Origin of the sequence: Methylomonas methanica, from assembly GCF_001644035.1 — a bacterium.
Lineage (GTDB): Bacteria > Pseudomonadota > Gammaproteobacteria > Methylococcales > Methylomonadaceae > Methylomonas > Methylomonas methanica_A.
In genome coordinates, this window is sequence record NZ_LUUG01000022.1 from 1 (window position 1) to 18278 (window position 18278).

19 protein-coding genes and 1 pseudogene are annotated in these 18278 nt (G+C 50.2%); 13 read left to right on the forward strand and 7 right to left on the reverse strand.

Going from position 1 to position 18278, the window contains the following annotated elements:
- Nucleotides 1-159 precede the first annotated feature (159 nt).
- From A1332_RS01140 to aqpZ, 3 genes are all read right to left on the reverse strand, one after another.
- Complete coding sequence (locus tag A1332_RS01140; protein WP_064006752.1) at nt 160-933, reverse strand: DUF5677 domain-containing protein; 774 nt, start codon at nt 931-933, stop codon at nt 160-162.
- 145 nt (nt 934-1078) lie between these two features.
- Complete coding sequence (locus A1332_RS01145) at nt 1079-1999, reverse strand: DUF3616 domain-containing protein (protein ID WP_064006753.1); 921 nt, start codon at nt 1997-1999, stop codon at nt 1079-1081.
- 177 nt (nt 2000-2176) lie between these two features.
- Nucleotides 2177-2866, reverse strand: a complete 690-nt coding sequence (gene aqpZ / locus A1332_RS01150; protein ID WP_064006767.1) for an aquaporin Z — start codon at nt 2864-2866, stop codon at nt 2177-2179.
- Nucleotides 2867-3172: 306 nt separating this feature from the next.
- On the opposite strand from aqpZ, the gene A1332_RS01155 reads away from it, so the two are divergent.
- The 3 genes from A1332_RS01155 to A1332_RS01165 all read left to right on the forward strand — a co-directional run bounded on the left by A1332_RS01155 (nt 3173) and on the right by A1332_RS01165 (nt 6097).
- Nucleotides 3173-3979, forward strand: coding sequence for an NAD(+)--dinitrogen-reductase ADP-D-ribosyltransferase (locus tag A1332_RS01155; protein WP_064006754.1), 807 nt, complete (start codon nt 3173-3175; stop codon nt 3977-3979).
- Nucleotides 3976-4848: an ADP-ribosyl-[dinitrogen reductase] hydrolase gene (gene draG, locus A1332_RS01160; protein WP_064006755.1), complete on the forward strand. Its 873-nt coding sequence runs from the start codon at nt 3976-3978 to the stop codon at nt 4846-4848. Before A1332_RS01155 ends, draG begins: the two co-directional genes overlap by 4 nt.
- Before the next feature lie 97 nt (nt 4849-4945).
- A complete protein-coding gene (locus tag A1332_RS01165) occupies nt 4946-6097 on the forward strand; it encodes an HAF repeat-containing protein (protein ID WP_064006756.1) in 1152 nt (383 codons plus the stop codon).
- Between the two features lie 61 nt (nt 6098-6158).
- Here the strand turns inward: A1332_RS01165 and A1332_RS01170 are convergent.
- Nucleotides 6159-6843: pseudogene (locus tag A1332_RS01170) on the reverse strand (VIT1/CCC1 transporter family protein).
- Between the two features lie 168 nt (nt 6844-7011).
- On the opposite strand from A1332_RS01170, the gene A1332_RS01175 reads away from it, so the two are divergent.
- The 10 genes from A1332_RS01175 (at nt 7012) to A1332_RS01220 (ending at nt 15750) form a co-directional block, all read left to right on the forward strand.
- Nucleotides 7012-7944: a hypothetical protein gene (locus tag A1332_RS01175; protein ID WP_064006757.1), complete on the forward strand. Its 933-nt coding sequence runs from the start codon at nt 7012-7014 to the stop codon at nt 7942-7944.
- 177 nt (nt 7945-8121) lie between these two features.
- Nucleotides 8122-8355: an acyl carrier protein gene (gene acpP, locus A1332_RS01180; protein WP_013820083.1), complete on the forward strand. Its 234-nt coding sequence runs from the start codon at nt 8122-8124 to the stop codon at nt 8353-8355.
- Nucleotides 8356-8445: 90 nt separating this feature from the next.
- Entirely contained in the window at nt 8446-9690 is a 1245-nt protein-coding gene (fabF, locus tag A1332_RS01185; RefSeq protein WP_064006758.1) for a beta-ketoacyl-ACP synthase II, read from the forward strand.
- Between the two features lie 27 nt (nt 9691-9717).
- On the forward strand, nt 9718-10539 hold the full coding sequence (gene pabC / locus A1332_RS01190; RefSeq protein WP_064006759.1) for an aminodeoxychorismate lyase: 822 nt from the start codon (nt 9718-9720) through the stop codon (nt 10537-10539).
- 2 nt (nt 10540-10541) lie between these two features.
- Nucleotides 10542-11531 (forward strand): endolytic transglycosylase MltG, encoded by a 990-nt coding sequence (gene mltG, locus A1332_RS01195; RefSeq protein ID WP_331709862.1) that lies wholly within the window; start codon nt 10542-10544, stop codon nt 11529-11531.
- Nucleotides 11528-12154 (forward strand): dTMP kinase, encoded by a 627-nt coding sequence (gene tmk, locus A1332_RS01200; protein ID WP_064006760.1) that lies wholly within the window; start codon nt 11528-11530, stop codon nt 12152-12154. The genes mltG and tmk overlap by 4 nt, the downstream gene beginning before the upstream one ends.
- On the forward strand, nt 12154-13155 hold the full coding sequence (locus tag A1332_RS01205) for a DNA polymerase III subunit delta' (protein ID WP_064006761.1): 1002 nt from the start codon (nt 12154-12156) through the stop codon (nt 13153-13155). Before tmk ends, A1332_RS01205 begins: the two co-directional genes overlap by 1 nt.
- 4 nt (nt 13156-13159) lie before the next feature.
- Entirely contained in the window at nt 13160-13513 is a 354-nt protein-coding gene (locus A1332_RS01210; RefSeq protein WP_020484926.1) for a PilZ domain-containing protein, read from the forward strand.
- Between the two features lie 52 nt (nt 13514-13565).
- Nucleotides 13566-14366 carry a TatD family hydrolase gene (locus A1332_RS01215; protein WP_064006762.1) on the forward strand — a complete coding sequence of 267 codons (801 nt, stop codon included), beginning with the start codon at nt 13566-13568 and terminating at the stop codon, nt 14364-14366.
- Nucleotides 14367-14616: 250 nt separating this feature from the next.
- Complete coding sequence (locus A1332_RS01220; RefSeq protein WP_064006763.1) at nt 14617-15750, forward strand: methyltransferase; 1134 nt, start codon at nt 14617-14619, stop codon at nt 15748-15750.
- Nucleotide 15751: 1 nt separating this feature from the next.
- Here the strand turns inward: A1332_RS01220 and A1332_RS01225 are convergent, their stop codons facing one another.
- The 3 genes from A1332_RS01225 to A1332_RS01235 all read right to left on the reverse strand — a co-directional run.
- Nucleotides 15752-16615, reverse strand: a complete 864-nt coding sequence (locus tag A1332_RS01225; protein WP_064006764.1) for a glycosyltransferase family 2 protein — start codon at nt 16613-16615, stop codon at nt 15752-15754.
- Nucleotides 16616-16700: 85 nt separating this feature from the next.
- Complete coding sequence (gene gloB / locus A1332_RS01230) at nt 16701-17468, reverse strand: hydroxyacylglutathione hydrolase (protein WP_064006765.1); 768 nt, start codon at nt 17466-17468, stop codon at nt 16701-16703.
- 28 nt (nt 17469-17496) lie between these two features.
- Nucleotides 17497-18278, reverse strand: a 782-nt coding sequence (locus A1332_RS01235; RefSeq protein WP_157203912.1) for a class I SAM-dependent methyltransferase, incomplete at its 5' end; no start/stop codon positions are given.

Below are 18278 nucleotides of genomic sequence, written 5' to 3' on the forward strand. Positions count from 1 at the left end.
TCCTGCCCCTTCGGCAACGTACGGCATCCATGCCGCACCCCTAACGGGCTATTCCTATCAAAAGCTCCGGTACTCGGCGCGGCATACGGGACAAAAACCAACGCAAGAAATTACAGTCTGTAAGCAGTGTTCATGAGCCCTGCTTATACCTTCGCCCCATTAGTTCATAAATGTCTCGTTAAGCTTTGCGAGTTCCGTTTTAAAGATGCTCATTTTGATTTTTGAGTTTTCAGGGAGGATAGTGGAAGCGGCCTCAAAAACTAATAGTAGCGATTCGCAAGCTGAAATTACAACAAGGTCAAGATTTGTGGTGTCGGCGTCTATTTTCATAGCGACAATTCTCCTGTCCTTGTCTAGAACGAGGTGTGATTCCAGTTCACGCGAACCTACATGTACTGCGAGACTAAAGATCGGGTACGCGGAATTGTATAAGTCACTCAGACCGGCTTCTTGCGCCCACCATTGGGTCGACTTTTCGGCTATATTTCGCTCTTCAATGTCAGATTTGATTTCTCTTGCGAGGTGTTCAGTTTGCTCAGTTTCAAAAGACTGGCGTAAACAGGGGCTAAGCAATTTTGACTTATTGATTAATTTCCTTCTGAACGGCTGATCCTCAAGTACATAAATTTCGGCATTTTCTCGGTTTTTTGCAATCGCCGTAATACGAAAAAGAATTTCGAGTAGGCTTCGAGCCAATATCTTCGCTTCTGCCGACAACCCGCGTTCTAATAACAATATACAGCCTTGAAAGGTTGTTAGACCTCGAAGCATTAATGGCGCAAGTAACAATTGTTGCAAGTCACCATCTGAAATTGAGGCGTTGGACGAAAGTTCGTTGGCGTAACGATTAAGTCCATATGCAAAGCTAAAGTAGGATGCAAACTTAGAGTGCAACTCCTGTTTTACCGCCTGTCCTTCTGGATCGAGAAACATAGTGGAGGCCCAACAGTTAATTAAAGAATTAATTCTATCCTAACTGAGTTCTATAACGGGGTTATCCAAAAATACATTTCGCGCCGTATACAGTCTTTAATACCATGGTTTCATTGCTAGTCATACGAATAAAAAGCCGATTTTGTTACAGCTCCACCGAAACGCACTGAAACTCTTTCTGCTCCCCGTCATCACTGAGCAATTCTACACGATCATTCTGACCAGGAAAAAAGAACGCCGCTTCGATATTTAACTCTCCTAGATCGATATGCTCCAGCCGCTTAAGCTTTCCGGAATCGCTGTCCCACAAATACAACCGATGCTTCTCCTGGCGATCTTCATTAGCATGGTAAGGGCCGGCGACGATTAGGTATTCGTGGTCCTGGCGCCAGGCGATGTCGCGGATGCCTAAGCCGTCTAAATTCAGCTCTATTGGTTCGGCGAATTGTGCGGCTTGTCCTTGCAGCAGTGCCAAGGGGTTGAGCAGATGTACCAGGATGGCTTTGCCGTTTTTTAGGTAACCGTTTTCGGTGTCGCCGCCGGCTAGCGGGTTTCTAAAGCCGATCAGTAAACCTTGCTCCGGGGTGGCGGCCAGACCTTCGATGCTCAAGCCACCTTTGCTTTTAGGTGGCATGCGTTCGGCTTGCTCCCAGTTATAGCGGGCAAAGCGTTTGTCCTGCTTTAGGTCTGCGATTAATTGTGTGTAAATCGACCCATAACGCTGGGCGCTGAATTTGCCTGGTTCGATTTCGGTAAGATGGGTGCCGAATAAGCGCCGCCTTGCCGGTCGTTCGTCGCCTTCGCTGTTGGTGCTGTGCGAGCCTATCCAGAAATAGACATCACCGATGCGGGCGCCGCCTTCCAGATCGATTTCCTGATGTTTGCCGTCTTTGATTTCGCCATCGAAAACTTCTGACAGGGCAATTGCCGGCTTTAGGGCTTTTTCTGCCTGTCTGTCGAACACGCTGAGTTCGTTGTCTTCGTCGTCCGCGACGATGAAGTAGCGGTCATTCAGCGCAATCGCGCCGGATACGTTTGACCGGCCTTTGTAGGTTTTTATATCCATATCGGAATCGCTGGCGAAATTTTGATTTCAAGAGAGATGGTCGATCGGCCATCCCTTAATTAATCCGGCCCGAATATTGTCGCTCCCACGAAAGCGGGAGCCCAGTTGCCATGCTGGATTCCCGCTTTCGCGGGAATGACGAAGGGTTGCTGATCTGCGCTGAACTAAGCTCGGAACTTACTCGTCCGGGCTGCCGATAAAGCGATAGACCAATGCACCTAATACCGCACCGATAATCGGGGCAACCCAGAACAACCAAAGCTGCGCCAAGGCCCAATCACCGACATAAACCGCCACGCCCAAGCTGCGCGCTGGATTGACCGAGGTATTGGTGACCGGAATGCTGATCAAGTGAATCAAAGTCAGGCCCAAACCAATCGCGATAGGTGCCAGGCCGGCCGGGGCGCGAGCATCGGTGGCGCCGAGGATGATCAGTAAAAACATCATGGTCATTACTACTTCGGTAATCAACGCGGACAGCAAAGAGTAGCCGCCCGGCGAATGTTCGCCGTAGCCGTTCGAGGCAAATCCGGCGGACACATCAAAACCCGCCTTGCCGCTGGCGATTAAATACAGCACACCGCCGGCGACGATGGCGCCGATCACTTGCGAAACGATGTAAGGCAGTAATTGATTAGCTGGAAAGCGGCCGCCCATCCACAAGCCAACCGACACCGCCGGATTGAGATGGCAGCCGGAAATGTGGCCAATGGCGTAGGCCATGGTTAGCACCGTCAAGCCGAATGCCAACGAAACGCCGAGCAAGCCGATACCCACATTCGGAAACGCTGCCGCTAATACTGCGCTTCCGCAGCCACCAAGAACTAACCAGAATGTCCCGAAGGACTCGGCAACATACTTTTTCATATGACTCTCCTGTGTGTTGTTATTGTTTTGCCTGTCATCGATCACTTGTTTTTGTTTAATAATCAATCGGCTAGCGCACTGTATTCTGTGTCTTTGTGTGATGTCAATCACAAAAAACGGCTAGATTCTTGCTTGGTACTTGCTATTTTCGGCTAGCGACGCGGTTGCGTGGAAGAGGGTGGATTTTGTGGCGCCGAGAATCGCCGAAGAATTAGTACGCGGAAGGCTGTGCTGTATGGCTAATTTCCCTATTCGATGTGAGAATTAGCGTTTACATCATTGCCCGACATCCTTACCGGTTAATCCATGTCCGATATTTCTCAGCACGGCCACAGCACCAACTTGATCGGCATGGCGACGGCGTGTATGGCAAGTCACTTGTTTAACGAATACCCCAAGCCCTTGCACATTGCCGGTACCCGCGAGTCGGCGCCCGGCTTGTTCGAGCATTTAGCCGGGCAGGCCACGTTGGCAGAGTGCGGACGGGTATTTCAAGATTATATGTGTGTGGTTTTCGGTTTCGAAACCGAACAGCGTTTGCGTGACGATGCCGAGGGTAGGCGGCGTTACCGCAACAGCTATTTGCGTCTGATTCAGGATTGGGGGCTAGATTCTAACAATGCGCAGGGTGCGGTGTTGAAGGGCTGGGTAGAAAGCCGTTTTGGTCTGTTTCCCAACTACCATAAACACCAGATTAATAGTTTTATGAGCAAGGACTGGATAACCTACATCGAAGAAAAGATGAATAGCCGCTATCACAACAATTGCATCTACATGCAGCTGGATTTGCTGTACGAATTTTGCCAATGGGTGATCGAGCGTTTTCAGGTGCCGGCAGCCACCCATAAAACCCTGTATCGTGGGGTCAATGCCCTGGATGATTGGAACGTTACCGAGCAAGACAAACAGCATAAAATCGTCCGCTTTAATAGCATCGTGTCTTTTACCGACCGGCCTAGTATCGCCAGCGAATTTGGCGGTTATATATTAGAAGTTGAGGTGCCGATGGTGAAACTGGTGTTTTTTAGCGACCTGCTGCCGCATCATGCTTTGCGTGGGGAAGGCGAATACTTAGTGATTGGTGGCGATTATCGAGTAAAGGTGCAGCGATGAACGAGCAGATAATGAATCGGGCCTTGGGTGCTTATTTGGGATTTGCTTGTGGCGATGCGTTGGGCGCGACGGTGGAGTTCATGTCGCCCAAGCAAATCCAAAAACGTTACGGCGTGCATACCGAAATGATAGGCGGCGGCTGGCTGGGGCTGGAGCCGGGGCAGGTTACCGACGATACGCAAATGTCGCTGGCCTTGGGCCAAGCGATAGTCGATCATCACGGCTGGAATTTGCGGGCCGTGGCCGACAATTTTCTGGCCTGGCTGGAAAGCGATCCGCCCGATGTCGGCAACACCTGCCGGCGCGGTATCCTTCGGTATCGTGACGAAGGTTTATTGATGGGTTTGCCGCGTGAAGACGACGCCGGCAACGGCGCCTGCATGCGCAATCTGCCGGTGGTGTTGGCGACCTTGAACAGACCGGACGATTTCGAGGCATGGAGTTTGGAGCAGAGCCGCATCACCCATCACAACCCGCTGTCCGACGCCGCGACCTTGGCCTTGGGACGAATGACCATTTTGTTGATTCGTGGCGAAGGCTTGGAGGCTTGTCAGAGAGAATCGGAGCGCTTGGTCGATCAATATAGCGAATTTGCCTATCAGCCGTATCTAGGCAAAGCTTCGGGCTACATCGTCGACACCGTGCAGACGGTGCTACATCATTTTTTCAACACCGACAGTTTCGAATCTTGCTTGATCGCCACTGTTAATCAGGGCGGCGATGCGGATACCACGGGTGCGTTGGCAGGGATGCTGGCGGGGGCGAAATATGGTTTGGAACAGATTCCGGAGCGGTGGCTGGGGAGATTAGATGGGGTTGTTGTGGAGGAAATACAGCGGCAGACGGAAAAGCTTGTACTGGTGATGTAAACGGCATCGGAACAAACGAGTAAAACTAGTGTTTAAGCTGGGTGTGCGCTAAGATCCTTTATCTGTTCATGGTGCATTACTTTTAGGTCCAAACGACATGAAAATACTATCTAAACAATCCTCGATTGTAATTGTTCTAAATGCACTCGTCTTTTTTCCGTTATCTGTATCTGCGTACACTTCTTATGCGATAACCGAGTTGCCTAGCTATCCCGGTGGAACTATTCCTCATGATATCAACGACAGCGGTCAAGTTGCAGTCGGGATCTATCGCGCTGGCTTTGGCGTGGATGATTATGTTACTGGTCCGAGTGGCTCTCTTCCTGCGACCTATTATTCTCCGATTTTGCGTAGTGCTGGCGGAGGTATAGCGGGCATAAATGATAAAGGCCAAGCTGCTGGGTGGCGGATGGAGATAGATGACATGGGGTTTCATCAATATGCCTTTTATACTCAGTCTAACAGTACATCTTTTACTTACATAAACACATTTGGTAAAGACGCTCGTGCGAATGCTATCAATAACAATGGGCAAGTTGTCGGATCTTCAGGGGGCTATTTGATGGAACGCGCGTTCATCACTGCGCCTAATTCGATAGACGCAATTGATTTGGGTACTCTTGGCGGTGCAAGTAGCTCGGCAAACGACATTAATGTCGGCGGACAAGTGGTTGGTGAGTCCAAAGTTGCTTCCGGTCAAACACATGCATTCGTAACAGGTGCTGACGGTTTAAATATGACGGACATCGGTACGCTTGGCGGAAGTGGAAGTAGTGGAAAAGCAATAAATGCCAGTGGTCAAGTTGTTGGCTCTTCTGACGTCGCTGATGGGGTTTCTCATGCCTTTTTGTACCAGACTGGTAATTTTGGAATGATTGACCTGGGTACTTTGGGCGGAAGAGATAGTGGTGCCAATGATATTAATGTAAGTGGGCAAATTGTCGGCTGGTCAAATCTTACCGGTAGCATAAATCGACGTGCGTTTATCGCCGAGGCGAATGGCGGCGAGATGGTAGATCTGAATTCATTTGTGGATTTAACCACGCTGGGTTACGGTGATAGTTTTTATTTTGCGGAAGCGTTTGGGATAAATGATCTGGGCCAAATTCTGGTTAAAGATTCCTGGTACGGAGTTGCATTGCTTACTCCCATTTCGACAGTACCTATTCCCGGCTCTATTTGGTTATTCGTTAGTGCAGTGCTTTGTTTAGTTGGTTACCATTCCAGGAAATTAGTTATTTCTGCTTAAGATTTAAGGGTATTCTCCAAAAGTCCTGCGGATAGAGAGCTGTTGCGCTTTTGTTGGGCTCTTACAATGCTAGATCCATTGCTGAGCCAACTCCAGCCGTCAATCCCATAGCCAGTGCCCCAAAAGCTGACTCGTACTCCGGCAATCAACATCGAAGCGCCCCCAACGCGGGCGGATAGGGCGCCTAGCGATACCAACAGCAGCAAGGAGCCGCCGGCCACGGCCCAAATCAATACTGCTGCCGGCGTCCACAACACCAGCAACAAAGGCAATATCGCCCCGACTGAAAAACTGCCAGCCGATGAAAATGCGGCCAACACCGGCCGCGCGGCCGAGGTGTCGGTAATGCCGAGTTCGTCGCGGCTATGCGCGCCTAAGGCGTCGTGTGCCATAAGTTGGCGGGCAACTTCGGCGGCCAGCGCTTCGTCCAGGCCGCGTTCGACGTAGATGGCTGTCATTTCCTCATGCTCATGTTCCGGATAGGCCGCGAGTTCCCGTCGCTCGCGTTCCAGGTCGGCGTGTTCGGTGTCTGCTTGCGAGCAGACTGACACATATTCGCCGGCGGCCATGGACATCGCGCCGGCTACCAAACCGGCAATGCCTGCGATCAAGATATGTTTGGCATCCACGCCGGCTGCCGCGACGCCCAAAATCAGGCTGGCGGTGGAAACGATGCCGTCGTTCGCGCCTAGCACAGCTGCGCGTAGCCAGCCGATCCGGTGGTTTTTGTGTCGTTCGATATGCATGTGGCTTCTCGCTCCCAAGTAAGTGAGGCTATGTCGATAGTAACCTGATTTTCCGTTCTAGACCGAGCATTGTTGTCTACTCTGAATGGGCTAATTTGGTGCGTTGCTTCCTGATTCGCCGTAATCGGCCTAGAATAAACGGCTCATATCTACAGTCATTGGTCGTCGATGAAAGATCAGTCGTTTACTTTCGAACAAATTCATATCGAAGTCGCCCGCAACGCGTCCGACGATTTCAACCTGTTTCATGACAAGCATAAATGGTTGCAGGTCACGCATAATCCGTTTAAAGGCCCGATTGTGTTGGGCTTTCAGTTGAATACCCTGATCGAATATCAGATGCGCTTATACCGGGAGGCGCATCACGAAGATCAGATCATCGCCGATAATCAGCTGCGCTTTAGCAACTATCAGATCATTTTCGTCAATGCTTTGCGGCCACGGCAGGAGATGAAGCTGGATATTAAAAAGACTTTGATCGCGACGATACCTGAGCTGACTTTAACCAATCGCATCGCGATTAAGTCGCAAGGCAAAACCATCTTGCTCGGGTATAAAAAAGAAACTAAACGTCCCTTGTTTTTAGCGGATACCGATATAAGCGACTTGCCGGATTTAAATGCATTAGCCGATAAAACCGTCGTGCCCGGCACCGAGTTTTTTCTGAAACGCAAGTGGATGAATAACGGCAACGTAAAGAACTTTCTGTCTGGTTCGTTTGCAGAGCAATCCGATTATTTCGACGAGTTATTGCAATTGGCGCAGTATCCGGAAGTGTTTCCATGCAGTTTGACGTCCGGCGCGTTGCTGGAGAAAGCGCAACTGGAAAATCACGATTTCAAGCGCAACCCGATGGTGTATACCTCGCACGACATATCGGTCGATCGCGTGCATCTGGCGAAACTAAAAAACAACGACAAGCTGCATATTCTGGTAAAGCAATTGCCGGAGTCGCCGGACAAAACCCTGAATCACACCAGCATCATGTTGCGCACCTACGAATGTTTCGGGGTGTTGGAGAACAAGGCGGTTTTGTTCCGGATCAAACTGAATTTGGTGCCTTTGGAAGAAATTATTAAAAATTTGAGCGGGAAAACATAGCCTCAGGCCGCGAAACACCTAGTCGCGGGCGAATGTTGTGAATTTTTTGGAACATAAAGTATAATCCGCGCTGTCGTTAGGCAAGGCCAGTGACGAGATTGCAAATTCAATTAATACAACACTAAAGATAAGGTAAGTGCTCGCAGTCAGGCATTTGCATTGTTCGAGGAAAAAAATATGAGTAATATCGAAGAACGAGTAAAAAAGATTGTCGCAGAACAATTAGGCGTAAAAGAAGAAATCGCGAACGATGCGTCTTTTGTTGACGATCTTGGTGCTGATTCTTTAGACACAGTTGAACTCGTCATGGCTCTGGAAGAAGAATTCGAATGCGAAATTCCAGACGAAGAAGCTGAAAAAATCACCACAGTCCAATTGGCTATCGATTATATCAACGCCAATCTGCAGTAAGTTGTTTCCAAAAGTTAGTGGGTGGTTTCCATCCACTAACCGGTTTATCCCCCTTCTCTGGTTGTCTTCTTTTTTTACCGGTAGTTTACTGTGAGCACACGTCGAGTTGTTATAACGGGCTTAGGCGCCATTACGCCGTTAGCCAATAATGTTGCCGATACCTGGGATGGCATTGTCAACGGGAAGAGCGGCATTAGTCCGATCGATTCATTTGACATATCCCCTTTTGCAACGACGTTCGGCGGTGTGATTAGAAATTTCAATATCGGTGACTATATTGCCGAGAAGGATGCCAAACGTATGGACGGCTTCGTCCATTACGGGATTGCGGCGGGTTGCCAGGCAATTGAGGACTCCGGTTTTGAAGTCACCGAAGAAAATGCCGAGCGCATCGGTGTGGCGATCGGCGCCGGTATCGGTGGTATTACCGGCATTGAAGAATGCTATGCCACCTATGTGGCGGGTGGTCCGAGACGGATTTCGCCGTTTTTTGTGCCGGGCAATATCATCAATATGATCTCTGGTAATCTGTCGATCAAATACGGTTTGAAAGGACCCAATTTTGCGATCGTCACCGCCTGTTCGACCGGTACTCATAATATCGGCGACGCGGCACGTTTAATCAAATACGGCGACGCGGATGTGATGGTGGCGGGTGGCGCGGAACGCTGCACGACTTCGCCGACTGCGATGGGCGGTTTTGCTTCGGCGAAAGCCTTGTCGCGTCGCAATGACAGTCCGACTACTGCCAGCCGGCCCTGGGACAGAGACCGCGATGGTTTCGTACTCAGTGACGGGGCGGGTGTTGTGGTGTTGGAAGAGCTGGAACATGCCAAAGCGCGCGGCGCAAAAATTTATGCAGAACTGGTCGGTTACGGCATGAGCGGTGATGCTTACCATATTACCTCGCCATCCGAAGGCGGCGAAGGTGCGGCGCGTTGTATGCGCAATGCTATGCGGGATGCCAAGGTCAATCCGCAAGACGTGCACTATATCAACGCGCACGGCACCTCGACGCCGGCCGGCGATATTGGCGAAACGCATGCGATGAAATTAGCGCTGGGCGACTCTGCTTATAAAGTGGCCGTCAGTTCTACCAAATCGATGATTGGTCATTTGCTGGGCGCAGCGGGGGGTATCGAAGCGGTATTGACCGCCTTGGCTATCCAGAATCAAATCGCTCCGCCTACCATCAATTTGGAAAATCCCGATCCCGAGTGCGATCTGGATTATGTCCCGAATATAGCCAGAAACATGAACATCGATGTCGCCATTTCCAACTCGTTTGGGTTTGGCGGTACCAATGGTTCTCTGGTTTTCAAACGTTACCAATAAGCGCTCCCGCTTCCGCAGTGTCTGGCTATGTTTTTATTAAACGGCGAGCACAGACACTGTGTCGATGTTTCTGATCGAGGTTTTCAATACGGCGACGGTCTGTTCGAGACCATCGAAGTATTTCAGGGCAAACCGCTGTTTTTTGATCGTCATCTAATACGCTTAGCTGAAGGTTGTCGCCGGCTGCTAATTCCGATGCCGGATAGTGCCTTGCTCGACGCTGAAGCCCGGCAACTAAGCAAGTCCAGCGAACGGGCCGTTTTGAAGTTGATGGTGACGCGCGGCAGTGGCGGTCGGGGCTACCGGCAGCCAGATCAAATTCTCCCTACCAGACTATTCAGTCTGCACCCTTACCCCGATTATCCCCAACATTTCCAAGCAGACGGCATTGCCGCGCGATTTTGCGAGCAGCGTTTGTCTTTGAACCCGAGCTTGGCTGGTATCAAACACATGAACCGCTTGGAGCAGATTTTGGCCAGAGCCGAATGGCAGGATAATGCCATTCAAGAGGGCTTGATGCTCGATACTCAAGACCGGGTCGTGGAAGGCACGATGAGTAATTTATTCGTCGTCAAGTCCGGCAGTTTGTACACGCCACCGCTGACGCAATGCGGAGTTGCGGGTATTTTACGGGGCTTGATTATGGAGTTCGCGCAGCGGATCAAACTACCGTTGTTTGAGCAAGCAATTGATCAAGCTGCCGTTTTGCAAGCTGACGAATTATTTGTCAGCAACTCGGTAATCGGTATTTGGCCGATTAAACGGCTGGAAGCGCAGGTCTTTAAGGTCGGTGTCATCACGCGACGTTTGCAAGACCTGCTCAACACAGCCCGCATGGCGGAGGTATAGCAGTGTTTAGAAGCATTATCGCGTTTACATTATTAATGGTATTAGGCTTGGTGTCGATTTGGGCCGGCATGCACTATCAACTGATTCTCAAAAAGCCGGTGGTAATGACCGAAACTGTCATTGAAATAAAAAAAGGCGATACGCTGGAATCTGTGGTGAAAAATCTGCGTGCGCAGCAGGTGACGGTGAATCGTTTGTGGTTCCGTTTGTTTGCCTATCGGAAAAATCTTGATCATTTGTTGAAGGTGGGTGAGTACGTGTTGGCTAAAGGTTCTACCGCCGCCGATATTCTGCAACAATTGACCGACGGTAAGACCCGTCAGTATTCGATTACGTTTCCGGAGGGTTGGTCCTTCAAGCAAGTGTTTAATACCATTAAGAACAATCCTAACCTGCAACACACGCTGACCGATAATCAACTGGAAGATTTGATGGCGCAAATCGGCTCGGATAAAAATCACCCCGAGGGTTTGTTTTTCCCCGACACCTATTTCTTTGAAAAAAATACCTCCGATGTCGATTTATTGAAGCGCGCGCACGACCGCATGCAGGCGGTGTTGAACGAGGAATGGCAAAAACGCGATGACGGCGTGCCTTTGGAAAATCCTTATGAGGCATTGATTTTGGCATCTATCGTCGAAAAAGAGACCGGCGCCGGCGAAGAGCGGAGAAAGATAGCCGGGGTATTTGCGCGGCGCTTGAAGAAGGGCATGCTGTTGCAAACCGACCCGACTGTGATCTACGGTATGGGTGACGATTACCATGGCGATATCCGGCATAAGGATTTGCGCGAACACACGCCCTACAACACCTATATCATCGAAGGCCTGCCGCCTACGCCGATAGCGATGCCGGGCAAACAAGCCATCGTTGCTGCCTTGCATCCTGATCACGGCGATGCCTTGTTTTTCGTCGCCCGCGGTAATGGCCGCCATGCCTTTTCTTCGACTTTGGCGGAACACGAAAAATACGTCGATCAATATCAACGATGACACACGGACGATTTATCACACTTGAAGGTGGCGAAGGCGTCGGCAAGTCCACCAATCTGCAATTTATCAAACAGCTGCTGGAAGAACGGGGCATTCCGTTCGTGCTGACCCGTGAGCCCGGCGGTACCGGCATTGCCGAAAAGATTCGCGGGATTTTGTTGGAACGGCAAGCGGAAAGTTTGACCGAGCAGGCCGAGTTGTTGCTGGTATTCGCGGCCCGCGCTCAACATATTCAACAAGTGATTTTGCCGGCTTTGCAGCAAGGGCAGTGGGTGGTATGCGACCGTTTCACCGATGCCACGTATGCGTATCAGGGCGGTGGCCGCAATATGAATTTGCAAACCATAGCCTGGCTGGAAAACGCAGTGCAGGGCGAGCTGAGGCCGGATTTGACCTTTGTTTTCGATGCGCCGATAGAAATCGGGATGCAGCGCGCCAAGCACAGGGGCGAGTTGGATCGCTTCGAAACCGAGCAGTTGGCGTTTTTCGAAAGAGTCAGGCAGGCGTATTTGCAACGCGCCGCCACGGATTTGCAGCGCTACAAGATTATCGATGCCAGCTTGCCTCTGCACGAGGTGCAACAGCAGTTGCGCAGCGAGTTGGTCGGCTTGTGCGGCGTGTGATGTCTACCCATAATGGGATTTATCCCTGGCAACAGGATAACTGGCGGCAACTGCACGCTTATATCGAGCAACAACGCATTCCGCAAGCCTTGCTGTTCTCGGGCGCTGCCGGTCAGGGCAAACGGCATTTGGCCGAATGTTACACCCGAACCTTGTTATGCCATAAGCCGCTGGCCGATGCGAATGCTTGCGGTCATTGCGTCGGCTGTAAATTGTTCGCGGCGCAAACGCATCCCGATTTTCTGACGATAGAGCCCGACGAACCCGGCAAGGCTATCGGTATCGATAAAATCAGACAGCTAATCGTCAAATTGGCGTTGAAGCCGCAGTACGACGATGCCTATAGAGTGGTGATTATTCAATCGGCTGACGCATTAAATACCGCTTCGGCGAATGCGTTTTTGAAGTGTCTGGAAGAACCGACCGAACGCACTTGTTTGTTGTTGATCAGCGAGCAACCTAGCCGATTGCCTGCGACGATTCGTAGCCGTTGCCAGAAAATCGATTGCGCAACGCCCGCGCATGAACTGGCGATGACTTGGTTGCAGCAGCAGGGCGCCGGAGAACAAGCCGAGTTGTTATTAACACTGGCCCAAGGTTCGCCGCTGTTGGCTAAGCATTACGCCGAACAGAATATGATTCTGCTTAGACAGCAGTATTTCGAGGCTTGGTTGCAGATCGCGCAAGGCAAGGAAAACTTATTGGCGGTAGCCGAGCTCTGGCAAAAGCAGGAAAAAATCGATTTGGCCGTGGTGTTGCGGTGGATGGCAAGCTGGGTTGTGGACATTGTCAAATATGCGTATCGGGCGGAATCGCCGGCGATTGCCAATCCGGACCTGAAAAATGCCTTGCAAGCCCTTGCCGAGCGGCTAGAATTGAAACGCCTATATCGGTTTTACGATAATGTGCTTACCACCAAGTCGCAATTGAACACGCAACTTAATAAACAATTGATGCTCGAGCAGCTATTGATTAGTTGGTCGCAACTGAATAGACAATAAGCGTATGGCAGAATCAGCAGCACCCAGGCAAGGTATCTTGTCCTTATCGATCAAAGATAAAAACGCGCTGTATGCGGCGTACATGCCTTTCGTAAAAAACGGCGGTTTGTTTATTCCGACTAAGCGCGAATACGAGATGGGTGAGGAAGTGTTCATGTTGCTCAACTTAATGGACGAAACCGAGCGCTTGCCGATAGCCGGTAAAATTATCTGGAAGACCCCGGCGGGTGCCGAGGGCTATCGCGCCGCCGGCATTGGCGTGCAATTCAGCGATCAGGACGGTGGCGCGGCGCGCAACAAGATCGAGACCTATCTGGCCGGCGCACTGGAATCCGACCGTTCCACGCATACTATGTAAATCTCCTCGTCGGCGGGATTGTCTCGCTGATGTTAACTCTGCGCAATTTCTCATGTTTATCGACTCCCATTGCCATCTTGATCGTATCGATTTGGCCCCCTACGCTAACGACTTCAATACCTTTGTCGATGCGGCGCGGGCTGCCAACATCAGCCATATGTTGTGCATTGCCATCGATATGGAAGCCTATCCGGCGATGCTGGAGCAGGTTATGCCTTATTCGGATATTTCCTTATCGGTGGGTGTGCACCCAAATGTCCATGACGGCCGTGAGCCGACGCTGGATGACTTATTGCAGTTGGCAGATAACGAAAAAGTGATCGCCATCGGCGAGACCGGTCTGGACTATTTTCGTAGCGAAGGCGATCTGGAATGGCAGTTTCAACGGTTTCGTACGCATATTGCCGCCGCCAAGATACTCAATAAACCTTTGATTATCCATACCCGCGAAGCGGGCCACGATTCCTTGGATATGCTGCGGGAAGAGGGGGCGGATCAAGTTGGGGGCATCATTCATTGCTTTACCGAGGATTGGGCTTATGCGGAAAAGGCTTTGGATTTGAATTTCTATATCTCTTTTTCCGGCATCGTGACCTTCAAGAATGCGGAAGCCATCAAGGATGTCGCGCGTAAAATTCCAGCCGACCGTTTTTTGATTGAAACAGACTCGCCGTATTTGGCACCGGTGCCGTATCGCGGTAAACCGAATTATCCGACCTATGTCCGCTATGTAGCTGAACATATCGCTGATCTGCGCGGGACATCCATCGAGGCGATAGCCGAGCAATCAACCGAAAACTTTTATCGCCTGTTTGCCGGATCTTCGGCGGATAGGCTGCGTCAGGCAAGCTAAAAAAAACGGCCGGCCCCATGTGTGATGGAGCGGCCGTTTAGAGAGGTGGGGTATAACTCTCATTCCCCAAACGGGGCGCATACAAGAGTTGCTTGCAGTCTACTGAAGCTAAACAGTTCTGAAAATGTGGCATATTGCCGCGTGGCAAATTGTCGCTGGCCTAGCGCTTAGTGTAATTCTTGGTGGCGCTGGTATGGCATCGATCTATCACTTATAGCCTGGGTTCTGGCTAATTTATTTTTCTCGTAATATGGAACTGGAATTAAGTGGTCCGCTAGGGAGTTTTCAACTCAAGCGCTTACCGTATCGCAAAAACGAATTGTTGCGGGCTTGGGACGCGGCAGACGAATATCTGTTGAATCACTTGGCTGCCACAGACCTTGCTGAGCATGCCAATATCGTGATACTCAATGATAGCTTTGGTGCGTTGGCGGTTTCGCTAAGTGCTTACCAACCAACCGCCATTTCCGATTCCTGGCTATCGCAGCAGGCGACACGCATTAACCTGGCATTGAATGGCATTGGCGAGGAGAGAGTGCGGTTGCGGAATAGTTTGTCGCTACCGGAAACGGGCATCGATTATCTACTGATTAAAATCCCCAAAACCCTGGCGCTACTGGAGTATCAGTTACATACACTCAAGCCTTTGTTGAACGCCGATTGCCAAGTAATAGCCGCCGGCATGGTGAAGAACTTGCCGCCCTCTGCCTGGAAGTTGCTGGAAGGTTTGATCGGACCTACACAACCCTCATTGGCGGTCAAAAAAGCCCGATTGATTTTTGGCCGGGTCGATCCAAATCTGCAATTGCCTGCAAACCCTTACCCCACACGCTATCAATTGGAGACCTGCGATCTTACGGTTTGCAATCACGCCAATGTGTTTTCCCGCGATAGCCTGGATATAGGCACCCGTTTCTTATTAGAGCATCTGCCGCAAAACCCCGAGTATCGCGAATTTATCGATCTGGGTTGCGGCAACGGTATTGTCGGCGTGCTGTTGGCGAAACAAAATCCGCAGGCGCGAGTAGGTTTTATTGATGAATCGTTTATGGCTATCGCCTCGGCCAGGGAAAATTTTTCGGCAGCTTTTGCCGACAGTCGGGAAGCCGATTTTGTGACGGGTGATTGCCTAACTGATTTTCCGGCGAATAGCGCAGATTGTATAGTCTGTAACCCGCCGTTCCATCAACAGCACACCATAGGCGATCATATTGCGTGGCAAATGTTCCAGCAGGCGCATAAGGTCTTGCGTAAGAGCGGTGAGTTACGGGTAATCGGCAATCGCCATTTGAACTACCACCTGACCTTGAAGAAGCTATTCGGGAATTGCCGGCAGGTAGCAGCCAATGCCAAATTCGTGATTTTCAGCTGCATAAAGAGCTGAGTTATTCGATATTTTTATAATGCAGTGAAGAAATCTGTTCGGACACAATCCCGATCAGAAATATAAATAAAGACGACAAAAACAGCACCGCGCTCATATTGGTAAATCGGTTTTCCGTGAAATAGGTGTAGCCGTAGTAGCCTGCTCCCAAGCTAAACACTAGGCTGCTGATGGGTAAAAATAGCCGCATGGGCGAGAACAGCACGCCGATCCGCAAGATAATTATAAAAAATCGAAAACCGTCATGCATCAGCCTGATATGGCTTTTGCCGCTGCGTTTGCCGGCGTGGATGGGAATGTACGCTACCGGGAAGCCCGAACGAAAAAACGCCATCGTGCTGGTGGTTGGATAAGAAAAACCGTTGGGTAATAGGTAAAGAAATTTGCGGAATTTTGTGGCCCGAGCTGCACGAAATCCGGAGGTAAGATCCTCTATTTTGTGTCCGGTCATCATTGACGCCAGCTTGTTGTAAAAGTTGTTCGCCAGACGTCGGAATAAAGAGGCATGGCTACCGGCGTTGCGGGCGCCGACCACCATGTCGTAGCCTTCGTTTAGTTTGTTAAGCAAGGCCGGAATGTCGCCGGGATCGTGTTGGCCGTCGGCGTCCATAAACACCAAAATATCGTTTTTTGCATGTCTGGCGCCGGTTTTGATAGCTGCGCCATTGCCCATGCTGTAAGGATGATCAATAACCGTGACACCGGCCGCGCGAGCGATGGCGGCGGTATCGTCTGTCGAGCCGTCATTGACTAGCAGAATCTCCGCATCAGGGTATAGCAGATGTAACATTGGCAGAAAAGACGGCAGATTTTTCGACTCGTTTTTCGCAGGGATTACGATGCTGATCGACGGGATGTTATTCATGAAAATCCAAAGGTTGGCGGGGAAACATGCCGAAATGTGGAAAACAGTCTAGCAGAATTAAATAGTATCGACAGCTGGGCTAGGCTTATCGAAACTGGTCCTTCATTAGGCGTAATTGCCTAAAAACCGCCAAGTCGGATTGTTCTGTCATGCCGATATTGCTGCGAATACTGACGTTATCCGCCCTAAAAAAGGGATTGGTTGCCAATTCCAGGCCGATAGTCGAGGGAAGGGTGGGGCGGTTTTGTTGGCGAAGTTTGGCGACTTGATCGATCCGCTGCCGCAATTGCGAATTGTCTGCATCAACCGACAGCGCAAAACGGCCATTGGCGGCGGTATATTCGTGAGCGCAGTAGACGCGGGTTTCGGCCGGCAAGGCTTTCAGTGCTTCCAGCGAAAGCCACATCTGTTCGGCGCTGCCTTCGAACAATCGACCGCAACCTAGCGAAAACAAAGTGTCTCCGCAAAACAAAGCCTGGCTATCGGCGCTGTAATAAACGATATGCCCTAAGGTATGGCCGGGTGTGTCGATGACCTGAAAACTCTGATTGCCGAGTTTTACTACATCCCCGTTGCCAAGCATGATATCAATGCCGGGAATACGCGCTTGGTCTGCTGCCGAGCCAACGATCTTACAGCCGGTTTGCTGCTTGAGTTGCAAATTGGCGCCAACATGGTCGCCGTGGTGATGGGTGTTAAAGATGTAATCAAGTTGCCAGGAGTTTTCGGTTAAAACATCGATAACCGCATCGGCAACAGCAGGATCAATGGCAGCGGTTAATCCGGAATCCGTGTCTTGTATTAGATAAATGTAATTGTCTTGTAGAACCGGTATTTGCAGGATTTCTAACATTTATCGATGTGCAATAGTTAATCAATACTTATTTTCTGGCAATGAATACCATTTGGTGACAATGGTAAGGATCGATTTTTTCAAAAACAGGCTGAATGAAATTAGGTAGAGGATATAAACCGAAGCCGTACCCTGTTACTTGTGAGAAACCAATAGTGTTTAGATATTTCTTTAGCGTCAAGTAACTGAATACCACTAAATGGCGGTGAACAGGTGTATCGGACTCGGTATCCCAGCGAAGTTCGTCCGCGCTGACCTTAAAAATCTCTTCCGATTTCATCAACATATCCGAGTCGGGGTGTGGCCCGCTGGACGGCATTCTTCCGGCAAGAATCAGAGTGGCTGTGAAATAAGTGCTGATGTTTGGGGTTAAAAGCACCAGTTTGCCCCCAGGCTTTAATGTTCTGTGCGTCTCCTTGAGAAAATGACAGCCATTTAGTAAATGTTCCAAAACAGAAAGCGCAAACACACAGCTGAATGTATCGTTTTCAAAAGGTAGCTTTTTATTCAGATCGCCCTGCTGAACATTAAGCTGCTTTAATTGGGCCGCATTGACGCTGTCATTGTCCCACTCGATACCGTGATATTGAGCGGGCGTTAAACCTATTTCGCTAGCGAGTCGATCGAACCAATAGCCGCTGTTGGCGCCACAGTCCAGGCATGCACCGCCATTCTCCTTTAGACCGGATACTATTTCCCTAGAGGCTAAAGAATAAGCTTCCGACATCGTGCGTTGGTACAAGGATTTGAAATAGCGTTGTAACATCTGGCTTTTTACGCACAAACCGCCTGAATTTTCGCCAATATACC

Coding starts and splice junctions, on each gene's coding strand:
- A1332_RS01175 (WP_064006757.1), top strand. CDS start 7,012: ATGAAAGATCAGTCGTTTACTTTCGAACAAATTCATATCGAAGTCGCC.
- A1332_RS01210 (WP_020484926.1), top strand. CDS start 13,160: ATGGCAGAATCAGCAGCACCCAGGCAAGGTATCTTGTCCTTATCGATC.
- A1332_RS01165 (WP_064006756.1), top strand. CDS start 4,946: ATGAAAATACTATCTAAACAATCCTCGATTGTAATTGTTCTAAATGCA.
- A1332_RS01225 (WP_064006764.1), bottom strand. CDS start 16,615: ATGAATAACATCCCGTCGATCAGCATCGTAATCCCTGCGAAAAACGAG.
- A1332_RS01140 (WP_064006752.1), bottom strand. CDS start 933: ATGTTTCTCGATCCAGAAGGACAGGCGGTAAAACAGGAGTTGCACTCT.
- A1332_RS01205 (WP_064006761.1), top strand. CDS start 12,154: ATGTCTACCCATAATGGGATTTATCCCTGGCAACAGGATAACTGGCGG.
- acpP (WP_013820083.1), top strand. CDS start 8,122: ATGAGTAATATCGAAGAACGAGTAAAAAAGATTGTCGCAGAACAATTA.
- gloB (WP_064006765.1), bottom strand. CDS start 17,468: ATGTTAGAAATCCTGCAAATACCGGTTCTACAAGACAATTACATTTAT.
- A1332_RS01215 (WP_064006762.1), top strand. CDS start 13,566: ATGTTTATCGACTCCCATTGCCATCTTGATCGTATCGATTTGGCCCCC.
- A1332_RS01220 (WP_064006763.1), top strand. CDS start 14,617: ATGGAACTGGAATTAAGTGGTCCGCTAGGGAGTTTTCAACTCAAGCGC.
- draG (WP_064006755.1), top strand. CDS start 3,976: ATGAACGAGCAGATAATGAATCGGGCCTTGGGTGCTTATTTGGGATTT.
- pabC (WP_064006759.1), top strand. CDS start 9,718: ATGTTTTTATTAAACGGCGAGCACAGACACTGTGTCGATGTTTCTGAT.
- tmk (WP_064006760.1), top strand. CDS start 11,528: ATGACACACGGACGATTTATCACACTTGAAGGTGGCGAAGGCGTCGGC.
- A1332_RS01145 (WP_064006753.1), bottom strand. CDS start 1,999: ATGGATATAAAAACCTACAAAGGCCGGTCAAACGTATCCGGCGCGATT.
- A1332_RS01155 (WP_064006754.1), top strand. CDS start 3,173: ATGTCCGATATTTCTCAGCACGGCCACAGCACCAACTTGATCGGCATG.
- aqpZ (WP_064006767.1), bottom strand. CDS start 2,866: ATGAAAAAGTATGTTGCCGAGTCCTTCGGGACATTCTGGTTAGTTCTT.